The following is a 15,208-nucleotide window of genomic DNA, read 5'->3' as shown; positions in this document are numbered from 1 at the left end:
TTTTTGACCATCTGATGATCGATCAGTCAGTTAGGCCGGGCAAATGGGCCCGACCGTTATGGGGTGTATTGATTCCGTCAGGTAAGGGTAGTTCGATAAGGGGTTCAGTACCACCCGGACGGATGAAAAATGTGACCGGGTTGTGGGCTGTGTAGCGAACGAATTGTAGCGAGGGACGCGAGTCGCGATTGTAGCGAGGGACGCGAGTCCCGATTGTAGCGAGCGACGCGAGTCCCGATTGTAGCGAGCGACGCGAGTCCCGATTGTAGCGAGCGACGCGAGTCCCGATGGACGGCAACGCCGCCCTTTTTGAGGGGCCCGGCAGCCCCTGTCGGGACTTGCGTCCCTCGCTACAAGAATTTTGCGTCCCTCGCTACAAGAATTTTGCATCCCTCGCTACAATTGGGGCTCGCGATCAGTTGCGGTTGGCGAGCATGCCGTTCATGATTTCGAATTGCTGCTGGAGGAAGCTTTCGGTGTTGTTCAACTGCGCAATGATGCGGTCGTTGAAAGAGAACTGGGCACGCAGCCGGGCTTCCTGAGCGTTCATGCGCTGTTCGAGACTCACGCGCTCTTCGAAGATCTGCTCCATCTGGGTATCCAGGCGGTCCAGCCTGGTGGTGATGGTGCCGCGTGAAGACAGCATGTCGGCGAATGTCTCTTTCAACTGGTCGAACACGCCCTGAATGTAGTTGACGGTGCCGCGCTGGCCTGTTTCTCCACCCAGAACCCGCAAGGTAATGCCCTTGGCCGGGTCGGCCTCGCCGGTGGCTTCCTTGCCATCGACGGTTTCGGAGTTGGGAGTCAGGCCGGTAACGTTCGACAGATTGGAGTCGATGTCGTTCAGGCGCACCTTGGAGTCTTCCCCGGTCGAGGTCGAGAAGATACCGAAGATGTTGGTGTCCGGGTCGTACTGCACTTCCACAAACTTGCCGGCGCCCATCAGTGCCGGGTCGGCGTTGATGGCACGCGTCATTTCGGCCGCCAGAGAGGCGCCGGTGGTATATACACCCTCTTCCAGCTCGATGTCGCCGGAGGCAATGTCATCTACGGTCACCTGGAAGCTGTTGTTGGTGCTGTCCAGCACTACCGCAGACGAGAAGTCGGTCCCCGGCGACCCGAGGATGTAACCATTGGTTGCGGCTTCCTGGCCACTGCCCGCTTCCAGCACCTGGCCACGACCGATGGCCTTGGTGCCGTTGATGGTGCCCTCTACATCCTTGCCGGTTACGACCTGGGATTCACTGCCATCGCTGACACCAAAGCCCAGCTGGGCAGCGGCTGACGAGGTGACGGACTCGATGGTGACTCTGGTCTCGTTGTCAAAACTGATATTGAAGCTGCCGCGCCCCTTGCTGTCCTGTTCGTATGAAACGACACTCTGGGCATCAAAGCCGGGTACCGCGCCCTTGGGCAGACCGAATTCATCCCGGCCGTCTATCTGCGGGCCAGCTTCCGCGAGCCCCAGCAGATTCTCTGCGGCGGCATTGGTGTCGGTAATTTCCAGCGCAGCCAGGGCACCATAGGTGGCGCTGGTCTTCTCGCCCATTTTTGACTGGCTTTCAAAATACAGCTCGCCATCGTCATTCAGCCGGGCCTTGATGTCCCCGGCCATAAAGGCACCACCGCCATCGGCGGCGATCAGGGCCTGATCAAGACGGGTCTGGATGTAGGCCAGGGTTTCATCGGCGTCGGCACCGCTGATGTCTTCATCCAGGGCGACATCGATATCGACACCATCCATGCGCAGCGTGAACCCGACCGGGTCGGCCGCAAAGTCTTCCCCGCCGGTAATCACGGCGCCGGGCACGGTGCGGTCTCCGCGTCCATCGGAGATGACATTCAGCACTTCGCTGCTGCCGGTATCCGCAGTTTCAAGCACCAGGCCGCCGGATTCCATGCGGGCCAGAACCGAATTCGCCGGCAGGCCGGCGTCATCCAGGGCGTTGTTGAGCGCCAACTGGATGCTGTCCAGGTTGGTGATTTCGCCGTCGCCATTGATATCAGTGGTGGCTACTTCATCGACATCCACAAACAGGCGCTGGCCGTTGTATTCGAATTCAAAGCCTGAGGCCCGATTGTCGAAATTGATGTCGTTCTCGATGGGGCGGCTGCCCGGCAGCGTCATCGCTCCGGAGGCGGAAGCCTGAATGTTCGGGTCGTCGTTGATGGCGGTCTGGATCGCCTGAGCCAGTTCTTCCGGCGTCTCATAGGTGCCGGCAGGCACCTCTATGGATTGCGATTCCGCCACGCCATAGCGGTTCTCGATGCTGATCTCGAACGCGGTATCCGCAGCTATGGTGACCCCCGAGCTGGAGGCGCCTTCGGCACTGGCCAGACCCAGGACGTCTTCGCCCGGCGTTGTGACACCGCTCAATTCTATGGACTGGCTGCCACCGTCGACCTCTGTGGAGAACACCAGGCGATTGCCGGAATTGAATTCTGCACGCACCACACCGGAAAGCCCGGCCGCGTTCAGCTCGGAGTTGATATAGGACAGCATGTCATCACGCGTCCGCTCTTCAACAACATTGCCTTCGTTGTCGAGCTGGCTGGACATGTCTTCATCCAGAGTGATGGTGTGGGTACCATCGGCGCTGGTTCCGGTCAGATCAAGATCGAAGGTGACCGGGTTGCTGCTGAAGTTGAAGCTGTTGTCTGCAAAGACTTCGCGGCTGCCGGGTGTTGTGGTGGCGCCAAAGGCCTGGTCAGACAGATTGCTGTAGAACTGGCCGGATACACCACCCTGCCCCGGCTCGGTGAACCCCAGTGTGTTGGCAACTGTGGGCGCCATGGTCTCGAAGAAGACCTGAGACTGGCTGCCATAGCGACTGGACACGATGTTCATGCTCTGCTCAACGGCATCGAACTCCACCGTCACGCTGCGCCCGCGGTCCTGGAAGGATGTGGTGTTGTTGATGCTGTTCTGAATCATCAGCGCCAGATCGTCACCGGAGCTGTAATTGCCATGGGCCAGCTGTACATCGGCCGCGGTGCCGTCGATGTTGAGGCGGAACTTGTCGTTCGAAGAGCCGATGACCACATCCTGGGCAAAGTCGAAAGCGGCTACCGATTGACCATCAAACCGCCCCTGCGTGGCCACCTGGGTGATTTCGATATCGTACTCGCCGGGTTTGGTGTCACCGCCCTTGGCGATGTAGTTGATCAACGGGTCATTGGCCTGAGTCTTGCTCGCCAGCAGGCCGGAGAAGTTGTCAATGTTGTCCCTGAAGGCTGTTTCCAGCTTTTCTGCATTCAGTGCCAACTTGAAATCGTTGTTGCGGTCGGTAAAGATGCCGATATCCGCCAGTGAGCGGTACTGGCTGTCTTCAAGCCCTTCCACGATCTGCGTGAGCGCCCTGCGCACCTGGTTCTCTACCTGTCGGAGGGCAGAATCACCCAGCAACAGGCCGGCTTCGCCGGACCCCTGATCGAAGGCGGTAAATTCTTTCGCCAGTTCCCTGAACTCGTTGTAGGCCTCGAGGAAGGCTTCAACCCGCTCCACCATGGCGCCCGGATCACGGGTGATGTTGAGGTTGACGGTACTGCCATTGGTTGCATTGTGCAGGTTGATGGTGGTGCCGCGCGCCACTTCGGTGAGTTCGTTGGTGGCCGAAGTGATCTGCAGGCCGTTGACCGACAGATTGGCGTCCATGGCCTTCTGGGTCATGCTCATGTTGCTTTCCGGGTCATTCTGACCGGGGTTGAACGCCAGCGATTGCAAGCCGGAATCACCATTGGCGGTGATCTCCATGGCATTCTGCTCGCCGGTATCTTCCGAGGTAAACAACAGACGGTAACCCTGGCCATCGTTGACCAGAGATGCCCTGACGCCCATATCCGCCTGATTGATCGTGTCGCGGATACCCGTCAGGGTGTTGTTGCCGGATGACAGTTCGATTTCGAATTCGTTGCCATCGGTATTGGGTGTAAAGCCGACGATGTCATCGTCCTGGTTGTATTCATAACCACCGAAACGGAACGTCAGGGTTCCTGTGCCTACGGTATCGGTGACGGCATTGTAACGCTGCGAGGCCAGCGAGTGCGCCTCTGCGACATTATCAATACGGAGCGTGTAGTTGCCGGTCTCGGCCTGGTTGTTCGTGGTCGCAGTGACGGCCTGCTCGTTGCTCGAGGTGGCACTGGTTCTTCGAATGGCGTTGAGATCAGACAGCGATGAGGCGCTGGACTGAAGATTGCTGATGGCGGCCTTGATTTCGCCGTACGCGGAGATCTGCGCTTCTACCTTTTCCTCTCGACGGTCCAGCCGCAGATCGGAGGCTTCACGCTCGGCCTTGATGATGTCTTCGACAAGCTCGGACGTCAGCAGACCTGAACCGATACCGAGTGACTGAATGCTGGCCATAACAAATCTTCCTCACACACAACGAGAAAAGGACACTCAGTGTAACGGCCAATGGTCGTTACACTTGAGGTCCTGTTTTGTAAGCATATGTAGCCTTTTGCATCTCTGCTACGTGCGGCATCTGTCTCGTTGCCAGATTTCGCCCTACACCTGTGCTCTGAATAAGCTGAGTGGCTCCTCTTGATTCAATTTCCGGGCCAAATTCACCGCTTCTTCACTCGGGATCTGGCGAATCAACTCCTGGGTAGCCGTATCGAACACGGAAACCACGGTAATACCTGTTGTTTCGTCCAGTCGGAACTCCAGTGACCGTCGTGTATCCTGAAAATAATCCTGAATGCGGGCTATGGCCTCATCCAAATCAGGTACTTTGGTCTCCGGTTTCCCGGCTTCCAACAGTCCAACCTTGCCAGTCAGTTTAAAGTCACCGGCAGTAGCCGGCAAGAACTTGCCTGTTTCAGTCGAGCTGTCAGTTCGCTTTCCGGCAGATGCTTGGGAAGGCTGGCTTACTCCGGAGTTCAATTGTTCCACCGAATTGGCCATGGCTCTATCCTCAAATACACATCAGACCCAACTACCCTGTCTCTTCAAACCCCGGTTAAGTGAGGGGCAGACCACCTGTCCGTGGTGGGCTGCCCCTCGGGGTCAGCGGGCTATTAACCCAGCAGCGTCAGCGCCTGCTGTGGCCGCTGGTTGGCCTGTGCCAGGATGGAGATACCAGCCTGCTGCAGTACCTGCGTCCGGCTCAGCTCGGCCGATTCAGCGGCAAAGTCCGCGTCACGGATCCGGCTGTTCGCGGCCGTCAGGTTCTCCCGGGTGATCTCCAGGTTGCTGATGGTGGATTCAAAGCGGTTCTGAATCGCACCCAGGTCAGCCCGTACTGCGGACACCGTGCTCAGGGCATTGTCGATGGAGACAATGGCTTCCTGGGCGCCCTCGAAGGTGGAGATATCCAGATCGCTGATGAACGCACCAGACTCACCGCCACCAAAGGTACCCACCTGCAGTCCCAGCGCTTCCAGTGCTTCCGCACCGCTGCTACCAGAAGAGATCTCGATCGCCCCGGCTGAGCTCAGCTTGACTGTCGAGTAGGTAGTCGCCGCGACTTCAGCGTAGGTTTCAGTACCGCTGATATCGCCTTCACCTACACCGACGATAGTGGAGCTGAGACCAATCGAGTTGCCGAAGTCGGACGAATCCAGACCAAGCTGGCTGTTTCCTTCCAGGTTGTTGTTGATGGCAACCGACAGGTTACGACCATCCGCAGCTTCCAGAGTCATCGTCCGACCGTTGTCGATCGCTGTCACCCCGGTACGACCGGAGATCGCATTGATGGCGTTGATAGCCGCCTGACGATCCACATCTTCGTCACCAGTGATGTTGAGACCAGCAGTCTCGACGCCATTGATGAAGATGGAGCCGGAAGAGCCCACATCGGCAGCACCTGCCGCTGTACCATCACCACCGTTGAGTCGAGTCGCATTGACCTCGGCAGTCACACCGGTGGAGCCGCTGGCGGCATTGATGGCGGCAGCGGTAGCTATACCACTGGCAGCTACATCACTGCTGAGCGCGGTGCCGTCAGAGGCACGGTCGTCTTCAGCGATGGCGGCACGGATGGATACGCCGTTGATTTCCAGGTCACCATTGTTGAGGCGCGGAATCTGACCTTCCTCAACCAGGTTGGCACCGTTCTGGAAGGTTCCGCTGACGGCGAAGGTACCGTTCTGCAGGCGAACCTGAGAGTCGGCATCTTCTGTCGCTGAGGTGAAGACCAGTGCGTCACCGGTTCCATTCAGAGCAACAGAGACATCACCATCATAAGGGCTGGCTGCAATGGCGTCTTCTACCGCTCCCAACAGGTCATCCATGTTGTTCAGGGTGCCTGCGGCCAGGGTCAGAGTTTCGAAACCACCGTCATCCACATTGATGCGGAAGGTGTCGTTGACACCTGTCTCGATCACCAGTGGGTTCAGTTGGGCATCGATATCGTTGCCGTCGGCAGAGATGAAGTTGCCGTCGCTGTCCACCGCGTAGGCGCTGGTTTGAGCAACACCGGCACGATCATCCAGCTCGACATCGGCAAGAGTAGTAACAGCAACCACGGCGCCATCATTACCAATCACCGGGTCCACAGTAGGATCATTCGGCAGACCCATTTGAACCCCGTAGCCCGCCGCATCCGGATCACCATCAGAGCTCAGTACGACCTGATCACCAACAGCAGTCACCGTAATGCCACTGCCCGCTACCTGGTCATCCAGGAACGTCTGGAGTTCATCGGCGAAATCAGCTGCGTTGCCGGAGAAGGTTGTGCCATCAAATTCCAGATCCCCCAGTGCATTGCCATCCACGGTCAGGCCGACAAAGCCGTCATTGTTGGCAGCAGTGGTGAAGGCAGCGACATCAGTGATGACCAGGTCACCACTTTCCTGATGCTGGATCCAGTCAAAGAGATCATAGGTCTCGATATCAGTATCAGCACCAATGGCGATGTTATCGATAGCATCATCCAGAGCCGTGATGTAGACACGAGTGCCGTCACTGGAGACAGTAGCCTCCAATTCGCCAGCCGCATCACTGGTAGCAATACCCGCGTTCACCGCAGCCGCAAAGTCCTCGGCACTGGTGTACACGTCATCGGCGATAGCAAACACGTCACTGCCGCCAGCACCGCCAGTGTAATCAAACTCAAGGGCGGTGTTGCCGTCTGTGTCGAATTCGTTGACACCATCGAACACAAAGTCGAACTGGACGCGATTGAACTCGCCGCCATCGATACCATCGGCAAACTGAAAGCCACCCGGGATATCAATGCTGCCCGAGCGCGCGACAATGGTAGAACCATCACCGTCGGCCAGACTGCGGAACGTAATGGTGCCATCAGCTGTGTTGGCTACAGCCTCAAACAGCGGCTCATCATCGTCATTGCGGAAAACATCGTTTTGCGTGATGTCGGTGTTGGCCAGAGCGGCGTTGATCTGATCAGCAAACTGCTCCACGTCGTCATAAACGCCGGCACCAGAGCCTACATCGCTGTCCGGGTCCAGGTGGAAGGTCTGGAACCCTTCACCGTCCAGAGCCACATCGAAAGCCAGGTTGGTCGCATTGATTTGCGTGCCGGTCAGGTCACCGAACATGCCAGTGGTGAAAGTACCCTGAGTCTGCTCGGTCAGTGTTTCGGCGTTGCGCACACCAGAGTTCAGCGTGGCCTCACGACCACCATAGGTGCCTGCAACCAGACCGGAGTTGGCAATATCACCAGTACCGGTACCGTCACCACCTGAAATGGTGATGTTGGAGCCGTCATTGGAGATCAGGGTGTAGCCACCATAGCTGGTGCCTTCCTTCAGACCGGTCGCTTCTTCGGTCAGGCCACCGTCGAGATCAACAGTAATGTTGCGACCGTCTTCGGCAACCAGTTCGACACCGCCGGCATCGCCAGCGCTTACTGCGGTAACCCCAGTCTGATCAGCCTTGGCGTTGATCGCCGAAATAACCGCACTGCGGTCATCAGCGGCATTCACGCCACCGGTAGCCAGAGAGATTTCCACACCATTCAGGGTCAGAGTACCCGTGGTGTTGGCGGGTTCCATGCCCACGCCAGCCGCGACGTTGGCATTGACCTTGGCAGTCACACCAGTCTCTGAAGACTTGTCGTTGATCGCCGCCACCTTGGCAATGGCCGATGCCGCCGCGTTGACTACAGACGACGGGTCGTCAGCAGAGCGCGAGGCTTCAATGGCTACACCATTGATGCTCAGGTCACCATTGGACAGGGCTTCACCGCTGCCGATGGCGCTGACACCTACGGCTTCAGCCGCACCCAGCTTGGTCGTGGTCAGCTCACCGATGGATACGCCCACGGTCTGACCCGCGTTGGCACCAATCTGGAAGATACCCTCGAAGCTGCCGTCGAACAGGTTACGACCGTTGAAGTCGGTCTCCTCTGCTGTCCGCTGGATTTCTGCAACCAGCTGCGTGACCTCTGCCTGCAGGGCAATACGGTCATCATCAGAGTTGGTGCCGTTGGCTGACTGCACCGCAAGCTCACGCATACGCTGCAGGTTGTCAGTGATGGTACCCAGAGAACCTTCAGCCGTCTGCGCCAGAGACACACCATCACCGGCATTCCGGATGGCTTGCCCCAGGCCACGCGTCTGAGATTCGAAACGGGTTGAAATGGCCAGGCCGGCAGCATCGTCTTTGGCGCTGTTAATGCGCAGACCGGACGACAACCGCTCCAGAGCCGTTGCGTTTGCCTGACCTGAATTGCTCAGATTGCGCTGAGCGTTCAGTGAGGCGATGTTGGTATTGATGATCTGTGCCATGACGTTGTCTCCTCAGTTACATGCCGGCGGCTCGCCCGAGACGCCGTTGCACAACATTGCACACTGGGGTTGGCGGCAGGTGTTTTGAGATCTTTAGAAAAAAAATGGGGGTTGTCGGAAGCTGGAAGTTGGAAGTTGGAAGTTGGAAGTTGGAAGTTGGAAGTTGGAAGTCGACAGTGTGATGTATCGTCAGTGGTTCGGATTTCTGAAGAGGCAATATCCGTAGCGAGGGACGCAAGTCCCGATAAAAGAGGCACCGTACCCTGTAGCGAGGGACGCAAGTCCCGATGGCGGCGCATGCCGCCCTTTCGTGTTCATGGGGGCCTGTCGGCCCCATCGGGACTTGCGTCCCTCGCTACACGTCCCTCGCTACAGGGATCGACCGCCATCGACGGGGATGCTGGCGCCGGTGAGGTAGCCGTTGTCGAGGATGTAATCCACCGTGCGCACCACAGGCGCAAACCCGCCCATGCGCTGCAACGGTGTTTCGGCGATGACCTGGCGGCGAGCTTCTTCTGTATGCTCGGGCAGGAATTCCAGCGGCCCGGGCTGGATGGCGTTGACCCGGATCTCGGGCGCCAGCAGGCGAGCATAGGCGTCGCTCAGGTTCTGCAGGCCGGCCTTGGTCGCGCAATAGGTGCGGAAAGTGCCGGACGGGCGGCGGGCAAATATATCGGTGATGTGAATGATATTGCCGGTGTCTTCCGGGCAGCGCCGCAGGGCTTCGGTGCAGCGCTCATTCAGCAGATAGGGCACCTGCATGTGCACCTTGCAGTACAGATCAAACGCCTGCAGCTCCTCTCTCGGGTCGTTGCCGGTGGGCTTGAAGGCCGAAGCATTGTGAACCAGCAGACTGATATGGGGATAGTCGGTGAGCACGCGGTTAATCCAGGTGTCCACTGCATCCAGATCAGTCAGTTCCACTTCGGTCATGTCGGCGCCAAGCCGGCGCAGTTCGTCCACTTCATCATGATGGGTACGGTAACTGCCAATAACCGTGTGACCCTGCGCCAGCAGATGGCTGGCCAGTTCATAGCCCAGACGACGGCCTGCACCGGTAATTACTGCAATCATTCCGTCTTCCTTCCTTCTATACGGCGGCTGAATCAATATCTGCGCAGAGCAGAAAACAGTGTATCAGCTTACGCTGCAGCAAGGCCGACGGACCAGGCAAAAAAAACCCGATGGCTGCATTGCAGCCATCGGGAAAGATTGCCCAGCAAATGATTTTCCGTAATCAGAAACCGGCTTCTATCCTGAATCCGGTGAGTGCACTGTGACTGTTGCAGCCGTCGTGCCAGATTTGATCTGATCAAAAGAAAATATTGAAAAATGTTTTAAATCAGACAGTTACAGGAAAGTACCAACAAATGGGTAAGCGCGAGGTTGAGAGTCGCCCGATATCGCCCCGCCGAGCAAGCCCCAGAGTGGTGCACTCGGCGTCGACAGGCACCAGAGGTGACCACCGAACCCGTAGCGAGGGACGCGAGTCCCGAAAACAACCTGTAGCGAGGGACGCGAGTCCCGATTGGGCCGACAGGCCCACGTGAGGGGCCGCTACACCGCCTATCGCGACTTGCGTCGCTCGCTACAGGTCAGTCAGGAGGCAGGGTTGTGTTCGGGGCCTTGAGAAAGCTTCCTGCCAGGGCCCGGCAGGCAAGCGAACCATTTGTGGTGCCGCCGGATGGCGCGCAGGACCCGGAGGATCAGCGGGCCGCTTGTCTGAGCGCAGCGAGTTTGTGGCCCGCCCGACGGGAACCAGCGACAGCCGGAAACAAGGCACCACGGTTCGCGGTCTGTCGGGGCTGGCAGAGGCCTCTCGGGCCCGATCGGGACTTGCGTCCCTCGCTACACGGCCCCTGCCACATTTGTCGGGACTTGCGTCCCTCGCTACGGGTCATCCTGGCCGTAACCGGCCCGCGGCTGGGCGACCCACCAGCGGTCTTCGTAGCCGTGGCCGTGGATGTTGCCGGGCTCGTTATCTTCACTGAAAAGATACAGCGGACGATTTTCATAGGCCCACTGCAGCCGACCATCGGAGCGGGTAATCACCGAGAAGCCTTCCGGCGGAAACTGCCGATGTCGGGATTCGGCCACATGCGGCGGGAAGCGGCGGGCACAGTCACCGGTGCAAGTGGAGGCGGAGGCTCGGTCACGGCTGTAGGTGTAGAGCGTCATGCCTTCATCCGTGGTCCACACCAGCCCGATCTGGGTCTGCCGGGAAGCCAGCGGAAAATCGTGGTCATCGGTTTCCCAGGCGACTGCCTGCGCTGCCGCAAGCGCAGCGACCAATACAACCGGCCAGAAGATTCTATAAGCCATGCGTTCCTCATGTGCGATAGCGTTGGGCTACCCTGCCATTATCTGCATTACAGGGCCACACTTGAATCGGCTTTGCCGGTTATTTGAACAATCGGGCGGTTCTGGCGCTGTGCGTGGCCGAGGGCCACGGCCTACAGGTGCATGACGCCATCAGGTGCTTGTGGTTTAATGCGGGGCATACTCAGTGCTGATACTCCAACAAGAATCGGAAGCCGATACCATGAAGTTACTCCTGGTCATCATACTGACTATTGTGTCCTCTCTGACAGCCTGGCTCTATGTGGAGTTCGAGTTTCATGTGTCCTACCTGATTATTCTGGTTTCGTTCTATGTAACGGTCTACTACGGCCTGAACCGGGTGATCGACAAGCCGCGCAACGACGCAGCCCCGACCAAAGACTCACCTCGACGCCGCAATTAGGGAAAACAGACGCAGACAATGTCGGATACCACGGAAGCCGCCAGCCAAACCCTCGCCGAGCAACTGCTTGAGGCCATAGAGCAGAACGATGGCGAGGCCATGGCCATTCTGGTAAACGACATGCCAGCGCCGGATTTTGCCGAATTCGTGCGCGAGCAGGCGCTCGACCTGAGCCACAAGCTGCTGTCCTTTCTGGCCATAGAACAGCGCGCCCGCGTCTTCGGGTATTTCCAGCCGGAAGATCAGAAGGCGCTGGCCGAGCAGATGCCTCAGGCCACCCTGGCGGAATTGCTGACCCACATGAACTCGGATGAACGGGCCGACCTGTTCAACCAGTTGGCAGACAACCTGAAAGCGCAGGTGATGCGCCTGCTGGCCCACAACGAGCGCGAGGATCTGCGCCTGCTGGCCAGCTATGCCGAGGGCACGGCGGGCGCTCTGATGTCAAGCGACTATGTGGCCGTGCCGGCGCGCTCTACCGTGGCTCAGGCCTTCGAGATTATCCGCGCGACGGCACCTTCCGCCGAAACCGTCTACGACATCTACTGCATTGATCACATGGGCCGGCTGGTGGGCACGGTATCGTTGCGCCAGTTGATCCTCGCCCGCAAGGAAGCCCGGCTGGAAAAGGTAATGGCCACCGAAGTGGTCACTGCCACAGTGGACGAAGCGCAGGAGACGGTGGCCAACCTGATTGCACACTATGACCTGCTGGCGCTGCCCATCATCGACCTCGGCGGCCGACTGGTCGGCATAGTGACCTATGATGATGCCATGGATGTGGCCGAACAGGAGGCCACCGAAGACATCCACCGGGGTGCCTCCGTACAGCCGCTGGACCGCGGGCTGAGTACCTCGAGCCTGTTTGCGGTGTACAAGAGCCGGGTGGTCTGGCTGGTGCTGCTGGTGTTCGGCAATATATTTTCCGGCGCCGGCATTGCTCATTTCGAGGACACCATTGCTGCCCAGGTGGCGCTGGTGTTCTTCCTGCCGTTGCTGATCGGTAGCGGCGGCAACGCCGGGTCGCAGGCCGCCACGCTGATTGTACGTGGTCTGGCGACGGGCGAAGTACGTATGCGAGACTGGTTCCGTCTGTTCGGACGCGAGGTGCTGATTGCCGCCGCTCTGGGGCTGACCATGGCCCTGGCCATTGCCCCCATCGGGGCCATTCGCGGCGGCGAGATCATTGCCATGACGGTGGGCCTGACCATGGTCACCGTGGTGATCTTCGGCAGCCTGGCCGGCCTGTCCCTGCCCTTTCTGCTGCGGCGCATCGGGTGGGACCCGGCCACGGCCAGTGCACCTCTGGTAACGACGTTGATCGATGCCTGTGGCGTGTTGATCTATTTTGGTATTGCCACCGCGTTGCTGAATCTGCCGGCTGCAACCTGAGCCATTCCGTCTGCAAGGAGTTTCTGTGTTCAAAGGTGTTGATGACTTCCGCCACGACCAACCCGTTCGTACGGGCATTCTGCTGACCAATCTGGGCACTCCGGATGCACCGACGCCGTCGGCCCTGCGACGTTACCTGAAGCAGTTTCTGTGGGACCCGCGCGTGGTCGAGGTGCCGCGTCCACTGTGGTGGCTGATTCTGCACGGGGTCATTCTGAACATCCGGCCCCGGCGCTCGGCCAGGGCCTATCGGACCGTGTGGACCGAGCGCGGCTCGCCGCTGCTGTACCATACGCAGGACCAGTGCGAAGCCATTCGCGCCTACATGCACGCACGCTACGGTGAAGACGTGGTGGTCGAGTTCGCCATGCGCTATGGCAACCCGTCGATTCCCTCCGCCCTGCAGAAGCTGGAAGACCAGGGGGTACGCCAGCTGCTGGTACTGCCGCTGTATCCGCAGTACAGCGGTGCCACCACCGCCTCCACCTTTGATGCCATCGCGCAGGATTTCATGCAGCGCCGCTGGCTGCCCGAGCTGCGGCTGATCAACCATTACCATGACTTCGCGCCCTATATCGATGCCATGGCCAAGCATATCGAGCGCCACTGGGCCGAGCACGGCCGCGCCGACCGCATACTGTTTTCCTACCATGGGGTGCCGAAGAAGTATCTGCTGCGCGGCGACCCCTACCACTGCGAGTGCTTCAAGACCTCGCGCCTGCTGGCTGAACGGCTGGGCCTGAACAAAGACGAGTACATGACCACCTTCCAGTCCCGCTTCGGGCGCGAGGAGTGGCTGAAGCCCTATACCGACCACACGCTGATGGCCCTGCCTGCTGCAGGCGTGAAATCGGTGCAGATGTTCTGCCCGGGCTTCGCCGCCGACTGCCTGGAGACCATCGAGGAAATCGGCGAGGAAAATCGCGACTACTTCATGGAAGCCGGTGGTGAAGACTATCAGTACATTCCCTGCCTGAATGCCGAGCAGGATCATGTGTTTGCGCTCGGCGCGCTGCTGGAACAGCACCTGAAAGGCTGGGAGCCGCTGGCAGAGTTGGACCGCTCTGCCACCCGGGCCCAAGCCGAACGGCTCGGCGCCGAGGTTTAACGGGGGACATGTAGCGAGGGACGCAAGTCCCGATGGGCGATGCCAATCGCCAACTTATGGGGCCCTGCCGGCCCCTGTCGGCACTTGCGTGCCTCACTACAGGGCAGCGTCTTGAGCGCGCATGTACCCAGGCAGGGCGGCGGAAAATATGGTGCGTTTTTTCGGGTCCCGCGTCCCTCCCTACAACCACACCGTCACGCCTGCCGCAGGTACTTATTCTTGCCTCGGGGTCATCAATCCCCTGCCCCGCTCTTCACGCCCGCCCGGCCTCGGATTATGCTGGGCTGACCCTTACACAAAGACTGCAAATCCATTATGACCGATGCCATCATTGCTTCGCGCGACGGCGCTGTACTGACGCTGCGTTTCAACCGTCCCGACAAGAAAAACGCCATTACCCAGGCCATGTACTCGACCCTGGCTGATGAACTGGAAGCGGCTGCAACGGATGACCGCGTGCGGGTGGTGGTCTTTGCCGGGCAGGCGGACTGTTTCACGGCCGGCAATGACCTGAAGGATTTCATGGCCGGCGTGCAGGATTTTGCCAGTTCGCCGGTACTGCGCTTTCTGCGCACGGCAGCGGCGTTCCCCAAGCCCATGCTGGCGGGCGTTAACGGTCATGCCGTGGGTATTGGCACCACCCTGCTGCTGCACTGTGACCTGGTCTGCCTGGGCACTGAAGCCAGGCTGCAACTGCCCTTCGTCAGCCTGGGGCTGGTACCGGAGTTTGCCTCGTCACTGATTTTGCCGCGCATGGTGGGTTACCCGAAAGCCGCCGAATGGCTGCTCACCGGCCAGCCATTCGGCGCCGAGGCGGCGCTGGAAGCCGGCATGGTGAACCGGGTAGCGGCGTCGGAGGGTGTGGACACCGTGGTTGCGGAATGGGCGCAGAGCCTGGCTGAACAGCCGCCGGAGGCCCTGCAGGCGGCAAGGCGCCTGATGCGGGCGCCGACGCAGGCAGAGACGCTGCAGGCCATCGAGAATGAAGCCGAGGTTTTTGCCGAGCGGCTGCAGAGCCGGGAGTTTCAGCAGCGCGTCGCCGCGTTTTTCAAGCGGTGAGACGGGCGGCGGGTGCCGCCCATCGGGACTTGCGTCCCTCGCTACAACCAGGCACGAGCCCTGTAGCGAGGCACGCGAGTGCCGACAGGTGGTGCCAACCGCACCATGACGAGGGGCCTGCCGGCCCCAATTCGGGACTTGCGTCCCTCGCTACAACCAGGCACGAGCCCTGTAGCGAGGCACGCGAGTGCCGACAGGTGGTGCCAACC

At 59.4% G+C, this 15,208-nt stretch carries 9 protein-coding genes; 4 read left to right on the top strand and 5 right to left on the bottom strand.

What is annotated here, in order from left to right:
* Positions 1 to 415: 415 nt before the first annotated feature.
* From fliD to E4656_RS01990, 5 genes are all read right to left on the bottom strand, one after another.
* On the bottom strand, positions 416 to 4,366 hold the full coding sequence (gene fliD / locus E4656_RS02010; protein WP_135480711.1) for a flagellar filament capping protein FliD: 3,951 nt from the start codon (positions 4,364 to 4,366) through the stop codon (positions 416 to 418).
* Positions 4,367 to 4,510: 144 nt separating this feature from the next.
* Entirely contained in the window at positions 4,511 to 4,909 is a 399-nt protein-coding gene (locus tag E4656_RS02005; RefSeq protein ID WP_135480709.1) for a flagellar protein FlaG, read from the bottom strand.
* A 113-nt stretch (positions 4,910 to 5,022) separates the two neighbouring features.
* On the bottom strand, positions 5,023 to 8,697 hold the full coding sequence (locus tag E4656_RS02000) for a flagellin N-terminal helical domain-containing protein (protein ID WP_135480707.1): 3,675 nt from the start codon (positions 8,695 to 8,697) through the stop codon (positions 5,023 to 5,025).
* Between the two features lie 369 nt (positions 8,698 to 9,066).
* Positions 9,067 to 9,771 (bottom strand): SDR family oxidoreductase, encoded by a 705-nt coding sequence (locus tag E4656_RS01995; RefSeq protein ID WP_135480705.1) that lies wholly within the window; start codon positions 9,769 to 9,771, stop codon positions 9,067 to 9,069.
* Between the two features lie 816 nt (positions 9,772 to 10,587).
* Complete coding sequence (locus E4656_RS01990; protein WP_135480704.1) at positions 10,588 to 11,019, bottom strand: COG4315 family predicted lipoprotein; 432 nt, start codon at positions 11,017 to 11,019, stop codon at positions 10,588 to 10,590.
* A 220-nt stretch (positions 11,020 to 11,239) separates the two neighbouring features.
* Here E4656_RS01990 and E4656_RS01985 point away from each other — a divergent pair, with 220 nt between their 5' ends.
* From E4656_RS01985 to E4656_RS01970, 4 genes are all read left to right on the top strand, one after another.
* Positions 11,240 to 11,440, top strand: a complete 201-nt coding sequence (locus E4656_RS01985) for a hypothetical protein (protein ID WP_135480702.1) — start codon at positions 11,240 to 11,242, stop codon at positions 11,438 to 11,440.
* A gap of 18 nt (positions 11,441 to 11,458) precedes the next feature.
* Positions 11,459 to 12,832: a magnesium transporter gene (gene mgtE / locus E4656_RS01980; protein WP_135480700.1), complete on the top strand. Its 1,374-nt coding sequence runs from the start codon at positions 11,459 to 11,461 to the stop codon at positions 12,830 to 12,832.
* Between the two features lie 25 nt (positions 12,833 to 12,857).
* Positions 12,858 to 13,940 carry a ferrochelatase gene (hemH, locus tag E4656_RS01975; protein WP_135480698.1) on the top strand — a complete coding sequence of 361 codons (1,083 nt, stop codon included), beginning with the start codon at positions 12,858 to 12,860 and terminating at the stop codon, positions 13,938 to 13,940.
* A 315-nt stretch (positions 13,941 to 14,255) separates the two neighbouring features.
* The gene (locus tag E4656_RS01970) at positions 14,256 to 14,999 is read left to right on the top strand and encodes an enoyl-CoA hydratase-related protein (protein WP_135480696.1); all 744 of its coding nucleotides are present in this window, start codon (positions 14,256 to 14,258) and stop codon (positions 14,997 to 14,999) included.
* Positions 15,000 to 15,208 lie beyond the last annotated feature (209 nt).

It is taken from the genome of Natronospirillum operosum (assembly GCF_004768465.1).
Taxonomy (GTDB): Bacteria; Pseudomonadota; Gammaproteobacteria; order Pseudomonadales; family Natronospirillaceae; genus Natronospirillum; species Natronospirillum operosum.
This window is presented reverse-complemented; position numbering and strand designations above follow the sequence as displayed.